Annotated in this window: 15 protein-coding genes and 1 pseudogene; 13 read left to right on the plus strand and 3 right to left on the minus strand. The window is 45.8% G+C overall.

From position 1 onward, the window contains the following. Both Q0E49_RS06350 and rlmD read left to right on the plus strand, forming a co-directional pair. On the plus strand, positions 1–1,713 hold a 1,713-nt coding region (locus Q0E49_RS06350; RefSeq protein ID WP_295747181.1), incomplete at its 5' end, for a MucBP domain-containing protein. Between the two features lie 133 nt (positions 1,714–1,846). Then, positions 1,847–3,220: a 23S rRNA (uracil(1939)-C(5))-methyltransferase RlmD gene (gene rlmD, locus Q0E49_RS06355; protein WP_295747183.1), complete on the plus strand. Its 1,374-nt coding sequence runs from the start codon at positions 1,847–1,849 to the stop codon at positions 3,218–3,220. A gap of 334 nt (positions 3,221–3,554) precedes the next feature. Here the strand turns inward: rlmD and Q0E49_RS08000 are convergent. Further along, a pseudogene (locus Q0E49_RS08000) lies at positions 3,555–3,665 on the minus strand (hypothetical protein); the annotation flags it as partial. 182 nt (positions 3,666–3,847) lie between these two features. Here Q0E49_RS08000 and Q0E49_RS06360 point away from each other — a divergent pair. The 3 genes from Q0E49_RS06360 (at position 3,848) to Q0E49_RS06370 (ending at position 5,876) form a co-directional block, all read left to right on the plus strand. Next, the gene (locus Q0E49_RS06360; protein ID WP_295747185.1) at positions 3,848–4,072 is read left to right on the plus strand and encodes an AbrB/MazE/SpoVT family DNA-binding domain-containing protein; all 225 of its coding nucleotides are present in this window, start codon (positions 3,848–3,850) and stop codon (positions 4,070–4,072) included. Next, positions 4,059–4,427, plus strand: a complete 369-nt coding sequence (locus Q0E49_RS06365; protein ID WP_295747187.1) for a type II toxin-antitoxin system PemK/MazF family toxin — start codon at positions 4,059–4,061, stop codon at positions 4,425–4,427. Before Q0E49_RS06360 ends, Q0E49_RS06365 begins: the two co-directional genes overlap by 14 nt. A 537-nt stretch (positions 4,428–4,964) precedes the next feature. After that, on the plus strand, positions 4,965–5,876 hold the full coding sequence (locus Q0E49_RS06370; protein WP_295747189.1) for an AraC family transcriptional regulator: 912 nt from the start codon (positions 4,965–4,967) through the stop codon (positions 5,874–5,876). A gap of 34 nt (positions 5,877–5,910) precedes the next feature. Here the strand turns inward: Q0E49_RS06370 and Q0E49_RS06375 are convergent, their stop codons facing one another. Further along, positions 5,911–6,561: a sugar O-acetyltransferase gene (locus Q0E49_RS06375; RefSeq protein ID WP_295747192.1), complete on the minus strand. Its 651-nt coding sequence runs from the start codon at positions 6,559–6,561 to the stop codon at positions 5,911–5,913. A gap of 360 nt (positions 6,562–6,921) precedes the next feature. Here Q0E49_RS06375 and Q0E49_RS06380 point away from each other — a divergent pair, with 360 nt between their 5' ends. Beyond that, entirely contained in the window at positions 6,922–7,332 is a 411-nt protein-coding gene (locus tag Q0E49_RS06380) for an Lrp/AsnC family transcriptional regulator (RefSeq protein ID WP_295747194.1), read from the plus strand. A gap of 41 nt (positions 7,333–7,373) precedes the next feature. Here the strand turns inward: Q0E49_RS06380 and Q0E49_RS06385 are convergent, their stop codons facing one another. Then, positions 7,374–8,333, minus strand: coding sequence for a zinc-binding dehydrogenase (locus Q0E49_RS06385; RefSeq protein WP_295747196.1), 960 nt, complete (start codon positions 8,331–8,333; stop codon positions 7,374–7,376). 250 nt (positions 8,334–8,583) lie between these two features. On the opposite strand from Q0E49_RS06385, the gene Q0E49_RS06390 reads away from it, so the two are divergent. The 7 genes from Q0E49_RS06390 to Q0E49_RS06420 all read left to right on the plus strand — a co-directional run bounded on the left by Q0E49_RS06390 (position 8,584) and on the right by Q0E49_RS06420 (position 15,807). Continuing rightward, positions 8,584–9,702: a hypothetical protein gene (locus Q0E49_RS06390; protein ID WP_295747198.1), complete on the plus strand. Its 1,119-nt coding sequence runs from the start codon at positions 8,584–8,586 to the stop codon at positions 9,700–9,702. A gap of 52 nt (positions 9,703–9,754) precedes the next feature. Then, positions 9,755–10,279: a GNAT family N-acetyltransferase gene (locus tag Q0E49_RS06395; RefSeq protein WP_295747200.1), complete on the plus strand. Its 525-nt coding sequence runs from the start codon at positions 9,755–9,757 to the stop codon at positions 10,277–10,279. A 161-nt stretch (positions 10,280–10,440) separates the two neighbouring features. Then, complete coding sequence (locus Q0E49_RS06400) at positions 10,441–11,595, plus strand: hypothetical protein (protein WP_295747202.1); 1,155 nt, start codon at positions 10,441–10,443, stop codon at positions 11,593–11,595. Positions 11,596–11,654: 59 nt separating this feature from the next. Beyond that, the gene (locus tag Q0E49_RS06405) at positions 11,655–12,437 is read left to right on the plus strand and encodes a sulfite exporter TauE/SafE family protein (protein WP_295747204.1); all 783 of its coding nucleotides are present in this window, start codon (positions 11,655–11,657) and stop codon (positions 12,435–12,437) included. A gap of 260 nt (positions 12,438–12,697) precedes the next feature. Next, positions 12,698–13,063, plus strand: coding sequence for a hypothetical protein (locus tag Q0E49_RS06410; protein WP_295747206.1), 366 nt, complete (start codon positions 12,698–12,700; stop codon positions 13,061–13,063). A gap of 89 nt (positions 13,064–13,152) precedes the next feature. Further along, on the plus strand, positions 13,153–14,559 hold the full coding sequence (locus Q0E49_RS06415) for an MFS transporter (RefSeq protein ID WP_295747208.1): 1,407 nt from the start codon (positions 13,153–13,155) through the stop codon (positions 14,557–14,559). A 129-nt stretch (positions 14,560–14,688) separates the two neighbouring features. Further along, positions 14,689–15,807: an AI-2E family transporter gene (locus tag Q0E49_RS06420; protein WP_295747210.1), complete on the plus strand. Its 1,119-nt coding sequence runs from the start codon at positions 14,689–14,691 to the stop codon at positions 15,805–15,807. Positions 15,808–15,910: the final 103 nt, after the last annotated feature.

Here is a 15,910-nt window from a genome sequence, read left to right on the forward strand (position 1 = left end):
GCTGATGGGACCGTAGTGAAGACTCAAACGGTCAACGGGTATGTTGGCGACTCGACAACCTTAAACTTCACAGCTCCTGATGGTTACCAACTGGCTAACGGCCAAGTAACTAGTCAGTCCTTTACATTTAATAAAACGAACAATCCGGTGATTGTAAAAGTTGTTGAGATTCCAGTTAGTGCTAATGTCGAGGTCAAGTATGAAACGGCTGATGGGACCGTAGTGAAGACTCAAACGGTCAACGGTTACGTTGGCGACTCGACAACCTTGAACTTCACAGCTCCTGATGGTTACCAATTGGCTAACGGCCAAGCAACTAGTCAGACCTTCACCTTTAATAAGAGCAATGATCCGGTTGTTGTGCAAATTACCGCAATTCCGGTTAGCGCTAGTGTTGAGGTTAAGTATGAAACGGCTGACGGGCACGTTGTTAAGACTCAAACGGTCAACGGTTACGTTGGCGACTCAACAACTTTGAACTTCACAGCTCCAACTGGTTACGAGCTAGCAGCAGGTCAAGTAGCTAGTCAGGCTTTCACCTTTAATAAGAACAATGATCCAGTTGTTGTGCAAGTTACCGCAGTTCCGGTTAGTGCTAGCGTTGAGGTTAAGTACGAAACGGCTGATGGGGCAGTAGTGAAGAGTGAGACGGTCAACGGTTACGTTGGAGATTCGACAACGTTAAGTTTTACTGCACCAACTGGATATCAACTGTCCCAGGGTCAAGCAGACAGCCAGAGCTTTACCTTCAACCGGACGAACGAACCAGTGATTGTGAAGGTTGTTGCCGTTCCAGTCAGCGCTAGCGCCGAAGTTAAGTATGAAACGGCTGATGGGACCGTAGTGAAGACTCAAACGGTCAACGGGTATGTTGGCGACTCGACAACCTTAAACTTCACAGCTCCAGCTGGTTACCAATTGGCTAACGGCCAAGCAGCTAGTCAGGCTTTCACCTTTAATAAGAACAATGATCCAGTTGTTGTGAAAGTTACCGCAGTTCCGTTTAGTGCTAGTGTTGAGGTTAAGTATGAAACGGCTGATGGGACCTTAGTGAAGACTCAAACGGTCAACGGGTATGTTGGTGACTCGACAACCTTAAACTTCACAGCTCCAGCTGGTTACCAGCTAGCAGGAGGTCAAGCAGCTAACCAGGCTTTCACCTTCAATAAGACGAATGAACCAGTAGTGGTTCACGTTGCCGCAGTTCCGGTTAGCGCTAGTGTTGAGGTTAAGTATGAAACGGCTGATGGGACAGTTGTTAAGACAGACACGGTCAATGGTTATGTCGGCGACCAGGTTCACTTAAACTTTGTGGCCCCAGCCGGTTGCGAAATAGTCGATCAGTTGCCAGCTGATACTTACACCTTTACTGGGAATGACCAGCCAATTGTGATTACAGTGCGGTTGGTACAAGAGCAACCAGACCATGGAGATCATGGCCAGTCAGAAATTCCGACAACGCCAACTGATCACGGACAACAGGATCAACCAGAACAATCGACTCCAACAGAACCTACCCGTCAGGCAGGAACAAACGAGATTAAGGAAGTCGCTGCTAGTCAACCTACTACCAAGACCACAAACAATAAGCAGGCAGACAAACTGCCACAAACTGGGACCCGTCGCCAATTATCATTGATGGCCCTTGGTGGTTTGGCGATCATGGCAACATTAGGATTAGGCTTGTCCGGTAAGACCCGGCGCCATGAATAATACTGTCGTTTAAATGACGAAAGGAGATCATCAGCAGGTGATCTCCTTTTTGCGTTGGTGAATTGGTTTGCAAAGGGCGGGGTAAAACCATACAATGAGACAAGCACTTGCATAGTTAAGAACGGAGGAAAACATGAAGGTTCAAGTACCAGTTCATAAAAATAATGACTACCAGGGTACGGTAGCCGACTTAACTTACCAGGGGAATGGTGTGGTCAAAGTTGACGACTTCCCAATTTTTGTTCCTAACGCCCTGCCGGGTGAACATGTGACTGTCAAAGTCACCAAGGTTACTAGCCACTTTGCGTGGGGCCGGGTGATGGAGTGGCAATCGAAGAGTGCCGACCGGGTGACAACGGCGGACCAGAAGCTCCTGCAATCAGGAATTGCACCGCTAGCAAACCTGAAGTATGATGCCCAACTAAAGTTTAAACAGCGGCAGATCCAAGAGTTGCTATCCAAGGCGCACCTTGATGACATTAAGGTATTACCGACGATGGGGATGGCTGCCCCTTACCACTACCGGAACAAGGCACAGGTGCCAGTAAAGCTCGTTCGCGGAAAAGTTGAAACGGGCTTTTACCGGCGGGGGAGTCACAAGCTGGTACCGACCGAGGATTTTGTGATCCAAGACCCGCAACTGGACAAGGCAATTGTCGTTGTCCGCAATTTGCTGCGAAAGTTTCACATCGATCCGTATGATGAGCGGACTGGGCGCGGTGTAATTCGCACGATCATGGTGCGGCGGGGCTATTATTCCCACGAAATGATGGTTGTCCTGGTGACTAATAAACGGAAATTACCAATGAAAGACGAACTGGTCAAGGGAATTGTTGCGGGAGTACCTGAGCTGAAGAGTCTGGTACAAAACGTTAATGCCAAGCGGACGAACCGCCTGCTGGGAAACGAAGACCACGTCCTGTGGGGTGAGTCAGCCATTCACGATACATTACTGGGAATCGACTTCACGATCTCGCCACGGTCATTCTACCAGGTGAACCCGCAGCAAACGGAGCGGCTGTATGACACAGCGATTAAGGCGGCAGAGCTGGACGGAAGTCAGACGGTGATTGACGCCTACTGTGGGATCGGGACGATTAGTCTGGCAGTTGCTAAACACGCCAAGGAAGTCTACGGGGTTGAAGTGGTTGCTGAAGCGGTTAACGATGCCAAGCATAATGCCAAGGCCAATGGCATCCACAACGCCCACTTTGTGGTGGCCAAGGCTGAAGACCAGATGGCTAAGTGGCAAGCGCAGAGGATGCACCCGGATGTCTTGATCGTTGACCCGCCGCGTAAGGGTCTTGATGAACAGCTGATCGAGGCTACCGGTAAGATGGGGCCGAAGAAGGTTGTCTATGTTTCCTGCAACCCGGCGACGCTGGTTCGTGATATCCAGCGGTGGGGTGAGCAAGGCTACCACGTGGCTAAGCCGATCCAGCCGGTTGATATGTTCCCCCAGACGACGCATGTTGAGAGTGTTTCTGTTCTTGAGCGTGATGAGTAGTCACGCTCAAGGCCTTGAAACACTCCATACGATAGGGCCCGAAGAGCAAGGAACGTAGTGACGAAGCGATTCGTTGGCACCGTTGAGAGTACTGAACGCGACTAACAGGAGCGTGAAAGCTTAGAAACACTCCCTGCGATAGGTTTCCAAGAATGAGGAGCGAGAGCGACAAGTGATTGGCTAAAACCGAACCGCTGAATCCGTAACGGTGCTTGGCGACAAATGCCGATGTAACAGTATTCTTGATAGGTTAAAAGTGTACTAACTCTCGTTTTGACGATGGGAATTAGTACACTTTTTAATTTAAATTGTGACTATCAGTATAAAGTTTATTTTACTTATCATGATGATGTAGTTGTTTTATTACTTCTTTTAGTGCCTTGGAAATCGGTAGTCCTAAGATATTTGCATTATTGAAGATGGGACTGACCTCAGTATAAAGATAGAAAAAATAGTAGTAATTCTAAGTGTTTGATGCCTTTTAAACATTAGATGGATAGGTGGATAGTGTTAAAAAATTACATCTTTAATTATTTTTATGAAATAGCAATATTCAGTTTGAAGGTGTAAGTGATTGATTCTTATAAGTCCACAGTGTATACTAAAGATACACAAGGAGGGATTGACATGACCATTAAAGTCCGTAGAGTGGGCAATTCAGCGACATTAACCATTCCCAAGTCGTTCAACGTTGCTCCAGGTACCAAGTTTAAGGCCGAGCTCAAGCCCGATGGCTCAATTGTTTATCGCCCGGAACACCGGAATCCTTTTGAAGGACACTGGTTTAAAGAAGACTTGCATCAAAAAGACGTAATGAATGATCGTGAGGTCTTGGATAGTGAGTGGAGTTAGGACGGATTATCTTCCCCATAAGGGTGATATTGTCACCATTGATTTTAATCCCAGTTCGGGAAGTGAGATTCGTAAGCGGCGCCCCGCTTTAGTGATCAGCAATTCACGGTACTCGGCTTTAACGGGATTAGCGGTCGTTTGTCCCATTACTCATGCGCAAAATAATCGTTTAAGGAAAACAGGACTATTTGTCGAATTTAAGAACGATCTTGTTGATGGAGTAGTGAATTCGTTACAATTTCATACTTTTGACTATCAAACTCGCTCGATGCGATACCTGACAAAAATTGATAATATTGCACTGCGTCAGGTCTTACAAGTTGTGCACGATGTGATTGATGCTAAAGAGGAGTAGAAACTCCCCCTTATACAATCTCTCAAGCTTGCAGTGTAATTTGTTACGATCATCACTGATGGTAAAATATAAACTTAAATAAAAAAAGCAAGCTGCTTTAAGGTGGCACTGCGTTCCGTCAAGGATACAGTTTAAATAGAAAATTGATTTAGGGGACTTGGCCGCGGATTCTTCCGCGGTTAAACCGTTTTTTGTTTAAGACCAGAGAATTGTCGCTGTCAAGTTGGTGGCGGACCAATGATCAAGGACTGTTGATGCATTATTGCGCGACACTCGTATTTTACGTTAAAAATTTAAAGGTCATGTTTAAGGAGCCCCCAATAACTAGAAAAACCAGTCCAAGCAAACTAGTTACTTGAACTGGCCAAAATTAAGTCTTATTCCCGATTGACAAACAGCCGAAAAAGAACCAATGTAAATATATTGTGTACGTAAATTAGTGTTGCATCGGCAGATAGTGATTTTATATTGCTTAATGATATTATATTGATGTAAAAATACCGCTAAAGTTAATAATCGTATCAACTGGGAGCAAATATGAAATTAAAGTCATTGCACCTTACTAGTGACCTTTATGAAAATGTTAGTTACGATGAGCACGCGATTCCGCTTGTTACATGTATTGATAATTTTGACGACTATGTTAATCGGCAGTGGACTACTCACTGGCACGATGGTTTTGAAATGACAACCGTTATCCAGGGAAGCTGCCAGTATATCATTAATAACGGTCTCCATGCTGAAAAAATAACCCTGCAGCCAGGGGATGGCATTTTTGTTAATTCTGGGATTCTCCATAGTGTCCAGGCGTTGGTCCATAATACAAGAACTGCTGGGCTGGTTTTACCACCAACCTTTTTTAATTTTAAGGGGCTTGATATCCTGAGAAGAAGTTCAGTTTTACCGGTCATTAATTCGGGAGTAAGTGAAATTACTTGGCAGGTGGACAATCCGGCTGAACTGGCGATTACCAATAATATTAAAGAGTTGTGCCAACTGGCAACAGATGACCCAGACTATGAGTTGCATAGCCTGGAACTGGTCTGCCGAATCTGGCGGTTAATGGTCGTTCAATTTCGGCAAGATAACCATCATCAGCTCAGTTTTACGCCGAATAACCAGGTCGACCGTGTGCGGGTGGCTATCCAATATCTTCATGAAAATTATCAGCGAGCTCGAGTTACGGTTGACGAGATTGCGAATGCCATTAATATTAGCCGGGCGGAGTGTTTTCGGTCATTTAAAGCAGTTCTTTATCAAACACCAATTGAATATTTGAATGACTACCGAATGGCGATGGCGGAGAGCATGTTGACTTCCTCGACACAGACAGTTAAAGAAGTGGCCCTCCGGTGCGGCTTTAGTAACCCCAGTTATTTTTCTAGTGAGTTTAAGAAACGGGTGGGCATGACCCCCAAAAAGTATCGTCAAACGAAACAAAAAGGGTGATTGATCTCCTATGAGGATCAACCATCAGTTACTTTTACATATACTTATCGATGATTTCTTTCGGAATTGTTTTATGACCATCGTAAACGCGATCGTCACGGTCGGTAATCTGACGTAATATTCTGGCTGGGTTGCCAACAACAATGACGTTGGCCGGAACATTCTTGGTGACGACGCTACCGGCACCGACAATCGAATTATCACCGATTGTTACTCCTGGTAAAATAGTCACATTACCACCGAGCCAAACATTATCACCAATCTGAATTGGTTTATTGTATTGGAGTTTATGCCGCCGTAACTTGGGAGAGATCGGGTGCATCGCTGTGGCAAAGGTACAGTTAGGGCCAATCATCGTATCATTACCAATAAAAATGTTACCATCGTCAACAAAGTTACAATTGAAATTAATGACGACATTTTTACCAACATGAACATTGGTTAAACCGGAGTTAGCGTTAATTGGTGGGATGATGTATAGCCCCTCGCCATAAGTCCCCATCGACTGTTGCAAAATCTCGTCACGTTTTTTTAACCCTGCCGGGGTTTCTGGCGTTTGATTGAACTCAAATATTCGTTGAACCAGCTGGTGTTGGTAATTTAAAAATTCTTCATCCACGCTGTCGTAAATACGGCCCGAGTTTGCCAGCTTTTTAAATGAGGCGATTTTTTCTTGTGAGATCATTTCATTCTCCTTTTACCCAGTTATCCTAATTTCAGATTTATATCGGATATTATAATGATCGAATTGACTGGATAAAAGAGATGATGATCTCAAAAAATACAAGAATAGTATCAACATTAAAACGGTACTCATTCCCCAAATAACCGAGTGTCGCTGTTAGTTCATCTTCAGCCTTGTTCTCTGGCGAAGCACTGCGAATGGATGGCAGACTAGTACCAACTATCTTTTAGTCTAAAAGTGGGCGATTATAAGCTTTAGACTTGGCTTTTAACGGGTTGGGCATGCTATTTGTTGAGGAGCACGGCGTACTCTACTATAATTTAAGAGTAGTTAACAAATAAAATTGGGAGTATGCCAAAAATGAAAGTTGATAGCACTGATAAGCAGATCTTGCATATTTTATCAAATAACAGCCGGATTAAGCTTACTGACCTGGCACAAAGGATTCACTTGTCTGCTCCAGCAACGAAGGCTCGCTTGCTAAATTTAGAAGACCACGATGTCATTCAGCGCTACACCATTGATATTAACCATACTAACTTGGGGTACAAAGTTCACGTCTTCTTGCATTTTTCGCTTCACCAGCCCCGGATGTTGACCTTCAACAAAATAATCAATGAATGGCAGGAGAATATGATTCGCTGTTGTCGATCGTCAGGCGAAACTGATTTCATTTATGAGGCACGATTTAAATCCCAAGACCAGTTATACCGGTTTATTAATCAAGTTTCTAAGGTGGCAGCATACCGTGTTTATGCCATCCTAAAGTAAAAAAGAGAAGCCGTTCACGCAACGACTTCTCTTTTGATTTGTTATGGCAAGACAACAACCTTACCAGGGTGTTGGTGTCCTTCTAAGAACTTGTGAGCTTCAACAATATCTTTCAAGTGAAAGACTTTGACTGGACTCACATCGACATTATTATCTTCAATGAGCTTCAATAAGTCATCAAAGGGTTTCTCTTCAATGACAAAGTTAGCAAATGAGGTCATATAGCGGTCGTTGGGGATGGCAACAATTGGGTTAAATTGTTCTAAGACAGGAACGCGACCCATGTCGCCGGTCACGCTAACAATGCCAAACGGGTTAAGGTGCTTCATGGAATCTAATGCACTGGAACAACCCACCAGGTCAAAGATGGCGTCATATGAATCGGAAGTTTGCAGCTCATTGTCCTTGTCCTGAACAAAACCATCAAAGCCAAAATCGAGAATGGTTTGCTTAGCTTCGGCGCGACGTGACGTCCCAAACACTTTGATTTCAGGATTCATTACCCGGGCGAGCTTCAGTGCTGCCAGACCAACGCTGCTCGTTGCAGCCCGGACCAGAAGCGTTTTCGCATCCTTGATTTTCAGTTGCAGTAAGCTCCGGTATGCCGTGTAATAACTTTCCGAAATGGCAGCCAGGTCTTCCCAGGATAAGTTCGATTGAATTGGAACGATTTGCTTATTTGGGAGAAGGGTATAATCGGCGTATGACCCATCAAACATTATTCCCATGCCACCGCCCATTGAAACGGCTTTTTGACCGACAGGCAAACGTTCAGGATCAGTTGTCTTTTCAATGACACCAACACATTCAATGCCTAAGATTTTCGGGCATTCAATTTTACCAGTAGGGGACATCCCATTTCTGGCGTCGACTTCGGCGTAAGTAAGACCGCGACCCATGACCTTAATCAATGACCAGCCGGGTTTAGTATCAGGTGTTGGGACATCCACGTATTTTAACTGTTCGGCTTGACCAGGTTCATATAAAACAGCAGCTTTCATGAAAATTCCTCCTTGAGATCAAATCTTTCTTCACAACACCTTTAATTGTAGGGAGAATTGATTGATAAAGACATGGCTTAAAAAAGGTCTTTAACGCGATTTACTTTAAAAATTAAGGTATTGCCGAAGAAGATTACATTTTTACGTTGTTCTAAGGAACGTTAACCAATGAGGTGTCGTTAACGAGATAATTAGCAATTACTAACCGGGAATAGGTACAATAAGGCTAACCGCGATTGGGGGTGAAAGTATGCGAAAGTTAAATGACCAGCAAGCGCATTGGTGGCTAGCGGATATCGGTGATTATTTGAAAGTCATTGCCAACGGGATGGTGATGCTGCAACCAATTATTGCTCTCACCGTGAAGATGCCGCTTGCTGCTAACGATCAACGCATCTTAGCGTCACTTTACAACCTAGTCAAGTTCACCTCGCCGGCCTTTATCTTTGGGATCGTTTTTACCGTGATTCGGCAAAGTGATGGACGTAAAAACTTAAAAATGCCGGATTATGCCCGTGACCAGTGGGCGAATAATTTTTGGCCCACCTTAATATGGACCGTAATTTACCTGTTGGTCATGCCAAACCTCCAGCAACGCGAGCATTATCACAATATTGCGACCTTCTGCTGGCAGGTGGTTAGTGGGAATGCGGCGCCCCACTTATGGTACAGCGTGATGATGCTCCAATTCTTAATTATCATGCCGGTGATCAAGTGGACCACTAATTATGTTGGGCATAACCGTCAGCGGTTGATTGCCGTGTGGCTCATTGTGACGGGGATTTATGGCTGCTGGCTGTGGTTCTACGACCAGTACGTTTTCAATGGTCCCCAGGCCAACCACTGGTACTTACTAAACCGGCTGTTTATCAGTTTTCTGATCTTTGGCTTCTACGGCGGGTTAGCTTGGAACTTCCATAAGGAAATTCAACGCTGGCTTTACTATGGCTGGTGGGCGGTGGTCATGGTTTATGTTGGCACCTACCTCTGGACCCGCCAGCAGTTTTTCGCCTTTCACGATTTAACCAACCTCGTGGACGATACGTATTACCGGCCGTCGATGGCCATCTATGCTTTAGCGGTAATTGCCCTGATCTACATGATTTGTATTGTGCAAAAGGTCTACCAAATGAAACGGTCACTGAAAACCATTCACTTCCTGGCTTTCTATGCTTATCGCGCCTTCCTAGCTAATGTTTTCTGGGACCGGATCCTGTGGGGGTTATTCCTGTACAAGATTGCTAGCCGGTGGCTGCTGCCAGGGATCTTTGCCACCTGGGTTTGCACCTGGTTGTGTTCGTATCTTTCTGTCTACCTACTTCACCAACTGTGGCTGGTATTGATTAACAAAATTCGCTTAACTTGTTGAACGAAGACCAGCGAATGATAAAATAAAGTATCTTGATGAAGGAGGTGGTAAGATGGCACAAATTTCAATTCGGCGGTCAACCAGCAATGATTTGGATGCGATTATGCAAATTGTTGATCAGGCAAAGGCCCTCCTGAAGGCTGACGGTAGTCCACAGTGGCAGGATGGGCACCCTGACCGGGCAATGTTTGCTGCAGACATTACCAAGCAGGATAATTGGGTGTTGATGGTTGGTAACGAGATTGCCGGAACGGCAACGTTGCAAGGTGGGCTCGAGCCGTCATACGAGAAGATTGATGGTGCCTGGAACCAACCAGCTGCGCCATACATGACGATTCACCGGGTGGCTCTTTCGGCAGCTTTTCGTGGCCAACACCTGAGTAACTACTTTTTGTCCAATTTGTTAACTGTTGGTCAGCTGCAGGGCGTTAAAAACTTCCGCATTGACACCCACCCGGTAAACAAACGTCTCCAGGCCTTGGCAACCAAGTTCGGGTTTGTTAAGCGAGGGATCATCATGGTTGATGACCAGAACGATCCGCGGCGGCTTGCCTTTGAGTTAAACTTATCAGATTAATTCAGGATTCGCATTTAAAGTAGCGTTGGCTTTGGCTGACGCTTTTTTGTTTGCCTTCGCTTCAAAGTATTCTCTCTTATGATATAATTTAATCGAACATATGTTTGCATAATTAACTAAGATCTAGAGAAGTACATATAGAAAATGAGGTTTGGTAAACGATGGCGTTTGAATTGGTTTACGTTTCTAAGGTCGGGAACCGTTCCTATTGGACCAAGGCCCACCATTTTTCGAAGAAGGATGACGACCATTATCGGTGGGACTCTCGCGCCGCCCTAGTCAGTGCCTTCGACCAACTTAGGCAGGATTACCCAACGATCTTTGGCCAGAAAAAAGTTGACCGTTTCTATATTGGTCAGCCAGGTACCACTGAATTGGAACAACTGACAACGGTCACTGATTCAACGGCTAACCGGACGCCAGTACCTGCAGAAGTTGATGTATCACCATCCTGGGTCAGTGCCAAGATGGCGAAGAAGGTTAAGAAGGATAAGAAGTACTACGTTGTTGCTACCCGGCATGAAGATAGTTACCACTTTCTCGATACGACCCTCTACGAAAATGGGGGCTTTGTTTATCCCTTTAACGCTAATGTTCGGCGGTGGAAAGAGGAGGAGAAGGCCGTGGCGACGGCCAAAACGCTCACTACTAACCAGCGGTTGTGGGCCAAGTATCCGACATTTGAGCGCCAATATTTGACGGTCCTTGACGTCCGTGATGGCCAAGTTATCTGGTCCACTGACGAACAGCAACTTGATTCAATTGCTGTCCAGGTATCGCAGTTGAGTGAACGGTTGGAACGGTTAAATCAACGCTTAGTGAGTCACTTTAATGATGGGGAGCGGGGCACGTTGACGGTCACTAATCAGACCGCGGACCAACCGGCTTTTGACCTGGACACATATAATGCGGTGGAGTTCTTTCGTTGTTTAAAATATGTTCTCCAGTGCCTTGTCCACCGGGATCAGCTTAACCAGTTCTTAGGCTGGTATGATGGCAAAATCATTCAAGACCAGCTCCACATGGTAGAGCTGACCGACTTAGCGGCGATTGATGCTGATAAGTTTGTTCAATATTTACAAGAGACCCGTCGGATCCGTCGCGAGGCAAAGGATTTAGCTGTCTTGGTCAATACAGTAGCTGATAACATGGATGTGAAGAATATTCTGAATAAGTTAACTGGCAATATGTCATTAGCAAATCACTATCAGTTTCGGGATCATCACGCGGCGGAGGTGTTGCAAAACTTGATTTTAGCGGTCCCCAGGAAAGAAACCGCGACTACTATTAATGCCCAAACAACCAGAAAGGTATAATGGACTTAACGAGTGATCAGGATATTAGTGATCAATGGTTAAGTCAGGAGGGCTGTTCGATGGGTGGATTAACGATGGTGGGGTTAGTGATTGTCGGTATTATTACCGGGACGGTCACCAGTTTGATTGGTGCCAGTGGTGTTTGTGTTGTCGTTCCAGCACTCACGATGTGGTTGGGGATGAATTCTCACATGGCAATTGGCACGAGTTTAATGGTTGATGTCATTACTAGTATTGTGGTTGCCGGTGGTTACTTTCGCCACGGTAATGTTCGCTTGCAAGCCAGTTTATGGATTACTGGTGGCTCAATTCTTGGTGCACAGTTAGGTAGTCACTGGGCCGGGTTGATCCCTGACAGTTCGTTGAGTATTACCTTTGCGATTGTGCTGATTATCTCCGGACTAGTCACTTTACGAAAAAAGAATGGTCCCCAACAGTGGGAACATCATCGTGGTTTGCACATCACGAGCAAGATTGGTCAAGCATCTTTACTGTTGATGATCGGTTTGGGGATTGGCATCATTAGTGGCTTAGTTGGGGCTGGTGGTGGCGTGATGATCTTGTTAGCGATCATCTTTGTCCTCCACTACCCAATCCACCAGGCGGTTGGAACTTCGACAGTTATTATGGCAATTACTGCTATTTCTTCTCTGCTGGGTTATGCGCGACAGGAAAATGTTAACTGGAAGGCTGGCGCCCTCATCGCAGTTGGTGCGGTCATCGCAGGGCTGGTTGGTTCACGGTTTGCCAACTCCATTAATGAAAAACGGTTGAATGTTATCGTTGCGGGGGCTTTTGTCGCGCTGGGGTGCTTGATGATTGGCCTTCGACTCGCAAAATAAAACAACCTTTGATTTTTGATCGATAAATAACGGTTAATTATTAACTTATGATGATGATCAATCGTCATTGTGGACGTCTGTGAACGGTAAATGGCTTTTTATCAGGAAATTCAAACGATTAAGTAATGTTATTTTTGCGTCAGCTGATAAGGGACAAGCTATTTTAAAGGTATTTTTAATCAAATGATACGTTTTCATTACGCACTATTTGCATCTTTTAAGGATTCGGTTGATAATAGAGGAAGAAAGGAGTCCTTAAAATGAGAATAACAAAACTAGTGTGTGGTATTTTTCTGATTGTTCTCGCCGGTTGGCTGATCGCCGACGGTGTGGTTAATGGTATTCTCGGTATTTGGACTGGTACTAACCTGGTCAGTGGTGTCTTGGAAATCATCATGGCAGGCTTATTTAGTGCTTCTGGGATTATCTACATCATCTTTGAAAAAAGTAAGACCTTTAATGGCGATGTTACTGGACTAATTCTCTTGGTGATTAGCGGGACAATTGGCAGTGTTGGTGGTTTCTTTGACAGCCTGTTGTTCTTATACGCGGTGATTAGTTTTATTGTTGGCATTGGTTTCTTTGTTTGGCATTGCCGCGTACCAAATTACTCGCACTCTGTGTAAGTGTTCATAAGTGGATGCTTTGGCATGGCTGATTAATTATTTTGAATCAGCTATGCCTTTTTCTAGTTAAAAGAATTGAGGTAATGGTGATGAAAAGAGTAGTGGCACCACGAGTGTTAGTCGCAATTCTGTCGGCGGGGATGTTATCATTTCTCGGGATCCTTGATGAAACTGCAACAACGGTTACTTTTCCGACCCTGATTCGTGAGTTTGCGGTAACTACTGACCAGGTCCAGTGGGTGAATACATTAGTGTTGCTAGTGATTGCGACGATCGTCCCGCTCAGCTCGCAAATTCGCCTGCGTTTACCGACCAAACGGATTTTTTTACTGGGTATCGGATTCTTTATGCTGGGGTTAGTAATCGATATTGTGGCCTGGCGATTTGACTTACTACTCCTGGGCCGGGCGTTGCAGGGCATTGGCACCGGGATCGGCTTGCCATTGATGTACAACATTATCTTAACGAAGGTGCCCAAGGAACAGCTGGGGTTGATGATGGGAATTGGGACGATGATCACCGCCGCGGCAGTGGCCTTTGGACCAGTCTTCGGTGGGCTCATGACTGACTTGCTCAACTGGCGATGGATTTTCATCATTTCCGCAGTCTTGGCAGTGATTGCGGCGGGGGCTGGGGCATACTCGATGCCACAACTAGTTGTCCTCGAGAAACGGCGTTTTAAGCTGGCCCAGTGGTTAAGCATCGCTGGTGGGCTGGTTTTCTTGATGGTTGGTTTCACTAATATTGCCCGTCACCAGTTTTGGTCAGTTGCAGTTAGCGGCTTGCTGATAGTTGGCATCCTCGCTTTAGTATGCTGGTTCCTGCTTTCGTGGCATGACCCGCAAGCACTGATCAGTCCGCGCTTATTTACCAATACCCATTTCAGTATGCAGCTGCTGTGCTACTGCTTTGCCAAGGTGGCCACACTAGCACTGGGGTTCCTGTTACCCCTTTACGTTGAGGAAGTTAATCACGGCGCGGTTTCCCTGGCTGGGTGGGTGATATTTCCCGGGGCGGTGATGGATGCTTTGCTAGCGGCAGCGGCTGGCAAGATGCTTGACAAGTGGGGCGCCCGCTTACCAATTTTAGTGGGGACGATTGCCAGTTTAGTCAGCCTCACGCTCATGACCATTGCGGCCCGTCAATTATCTAACCTTATGATTGTTGCGCTCTACGTCGTGTATTACGGTGGTTATGGGATGTCCTTCAGTAGTTTAATGACTAGTGGCCTCACCTCACTCACTGCGGCCAGTCACGCCCAGGGTAACGCAATCTTTAACACCCTTCAGCAGTTTGCTGGTGCTGCCGGGACGGCGTTAGCGGGAACCTTCGTGGCAATGAGTCAAAACCAGTCGCAAACGTCAGCAGCGGGAGTAGCGACCGGGACGAAGTGGACGTTGTGGCTTTTAACTGGTTTGTTAGTTGCTAACCTGGTCTTGACTATTATCTTCGTTCCGCGTGGCCGGAAGGATTCGACGAACGCTACCAGTCACTGACAGAGTAGTGATTTCAGCGTCGCGAGTTAATGATTGTTCTTTTGCGCTATGATATACTCAGCATGTATCTGAAAAGGTTGGCTGTCAGAATGGTTGCTGATCCGCACGTATGAGGTTAGGAAGATAATTTTGAAAATCAAGATTAGTCGCCAGCATATTTCGCTGGCAATTGTTGCGTTTATTTTATATCTCGCCATCCGCTACTGGACGGTAGTGGATAAGTTTCTGGGACGGCTGTATTCGGCAGTCTTTCCCTTGCTGTTGGGTGCTGTCGTCGCCTACATTGTCAACCTGGTTCTTCGCCAGTACGAACGGTTATATCACCGCGTAGCCAAGGGGAAAGCGCTCCGTTTTCAACGGGCATTTGGTTTGGTTTGTTCCTATTTGACGATCATCATCATTCTGGCCTTCGTGGTGCGGATGGTCATTCCAGAACTCGTTAACTGTATCGAAATGCTGGTCGCTAACCACGGTAAAACTGTTAACCGCTTTGTTTCCTACTTCCAGCAAAACGGGAACTTTAAAGAGTTGTGGCAGGGGATTGACTTAAAGCACTTTGATTGGAACAAGGCGGGTAAATACTTAACTGTCGGTGTTGGTGGAACGGTCAAAACCGTGATGAGTACCGCTTCGTCAATTGTTTCTGGGGTGACGACGATGGTTATTGCCATCTTTTTCTCCATTTACTTGCTAATTTTTAAGGAAAAACTTGGGCGGCAGTGCCGGCAGCTCCTGCACACGTATGGTGGGCGGGCTGAGCGGCCAGTCCTGCACGTCTTAACGGTTTTCGACCACAGTTACAGCTCCTACATTGTTGGCCAGTGTAAAGACGCGGCAATCTTGGGTTCCGCTTGCTTTGTGGGGATGAAAATTTTACGGTTGCCATACGCATCGATGATTGGTGTCGTCACCTGCTTTACGGCGCTGATCCCTATTATTGGTGCCATCCTGGGGGCCAGTGTGGGAGTCATCCTGATTTTTGCTGTGTCACCAGTCAAAGCCTTAATCTTTTTGATCTTTATTTTGGTACTTCAGCAGGTTGATAACCGGGTTACTTACCCGTTGGTGGTAGGGTCGAGTATTGGCCTCCCCAGTGTCTGGGTTTTTGCTGCCGTGATTATCGGTGGAGGTTTTTCCGGGGTCATTGGAATGATGCTCACCGTGCCACTGTTTGCCGCCATCTACCGGTTGGTGAGTGAAGATGTTCACCGGCGGCAGTCTCAGCCGAAATCATCAACCGAACAATAACCACATAATAAAATTAACCGCCAGCGTTGAAGTGCCCTACAATTGTTAGACAAAATTGTCTAATGATTGTGGGGTATTTTTTATGACCAAATATAGCTCAGCA

Origin of the sequence: uncultured Limosilactobacillus sp., assembly GCF_934202235.1 — a bacterium.
Classification (GTDB): domain Bacteria; phylum Bacillota; class Bacilli; order Lactobacillales; family Lactobacillaceae; genus Limosilactobacillus.

What these genes read in the sequence shown, in the direction of transcription:
- Q0E49_RS06390 (WP_295747198.1), top strand. Translation starts at nt 8,584, where the DNA reads ATGCGAAAGTTAAATGACCAGCAAGCGCATTGGTGGCTAGCGGATATC.
- Q0E49_RS06400 (WP_295747202.1), top strand. Translation starts at nt 10,441, where the DNA reads ATGGCGTTTGAATTGGTTTACGTTTCTAAGGTCGGGAACCGTTCCTAT.
- Q0E49_RS06395 (WP_295747200.1), top strand. Translation starts at nt 9,755, where the DNA reads ATGGCACAAATTTCAATTCGGCGGTCAACCAGCAATGATTTGGATGCG.
- Q0E49_RS06405 (WP_295747204.1), top strand. Translation starts at nt 11,655, where the DNA reads ATGGGTGGATTAACGATGGTGGGGTTAGTGATTGTCGGTATTATTACC.
- rlmD (WP_295747183.1), top strand. Translation starts at nt 1,847, where the DNA reads ATGAAGGTTCAAGTACCAGTTCATAAAAATAATGACTACCAGGGTACG.
- Q0E49_RS06410 (WP_295747206.1), top strand. Translation starts at nt 12,698, where the DNA reads ATGAGAATAACAAAACTAGTGTGTGGTATTTTTCTGATTGTTCTCGCC.
- Q0E49_RS06360 (WP_295747185.1), top strand. Translation starts at nt 3,848, where the DNA reads ATGACCATTAAAGTCCGTAGAGTGGGCAATTCAGCGACATTAACCATT.
- Q0E49_RS06375 (WP_295747192.1), bottom strand. Translation starts at nt 6,561, where the DNA reads ATGATCTCACAAGAAAAAATCGCCTCATTTAAAAAGCTGGCAAACTCG.
- Q0E49_RS06385 (WP_295747196.1), bottom strand. Translation starts at nt 8,333, where the DNA reads ATGAAAGCTGCTGTTTTATATGAACCTGGTCAAGCCGAACAGTTAAAA.
- Q0E49_RS06370 (WP_295747189.1), top strand. Translation starts at nt 4,965, where the DNA reads ATGAAATTAAAGTCATTGCACCTTACTAGTGACCTTTATGAAAATGTT.
- Q0E49_RS06415 (WP_295747208.1), top strand. Translation starts at nt 13,153, where the DNA reads ATGAAAAGAGTAGTGGCACCACGAGTGTTAGTCGCAATTCTGTCGGCG.
- Q0E49_RS06380 (WP_295747194.1), top strand. Translation starts at nt 6,922, where the DNA reads ATGAAAGTTGATAGCACTGATAAGCAGATCTTGCATATTTTATCAAAT.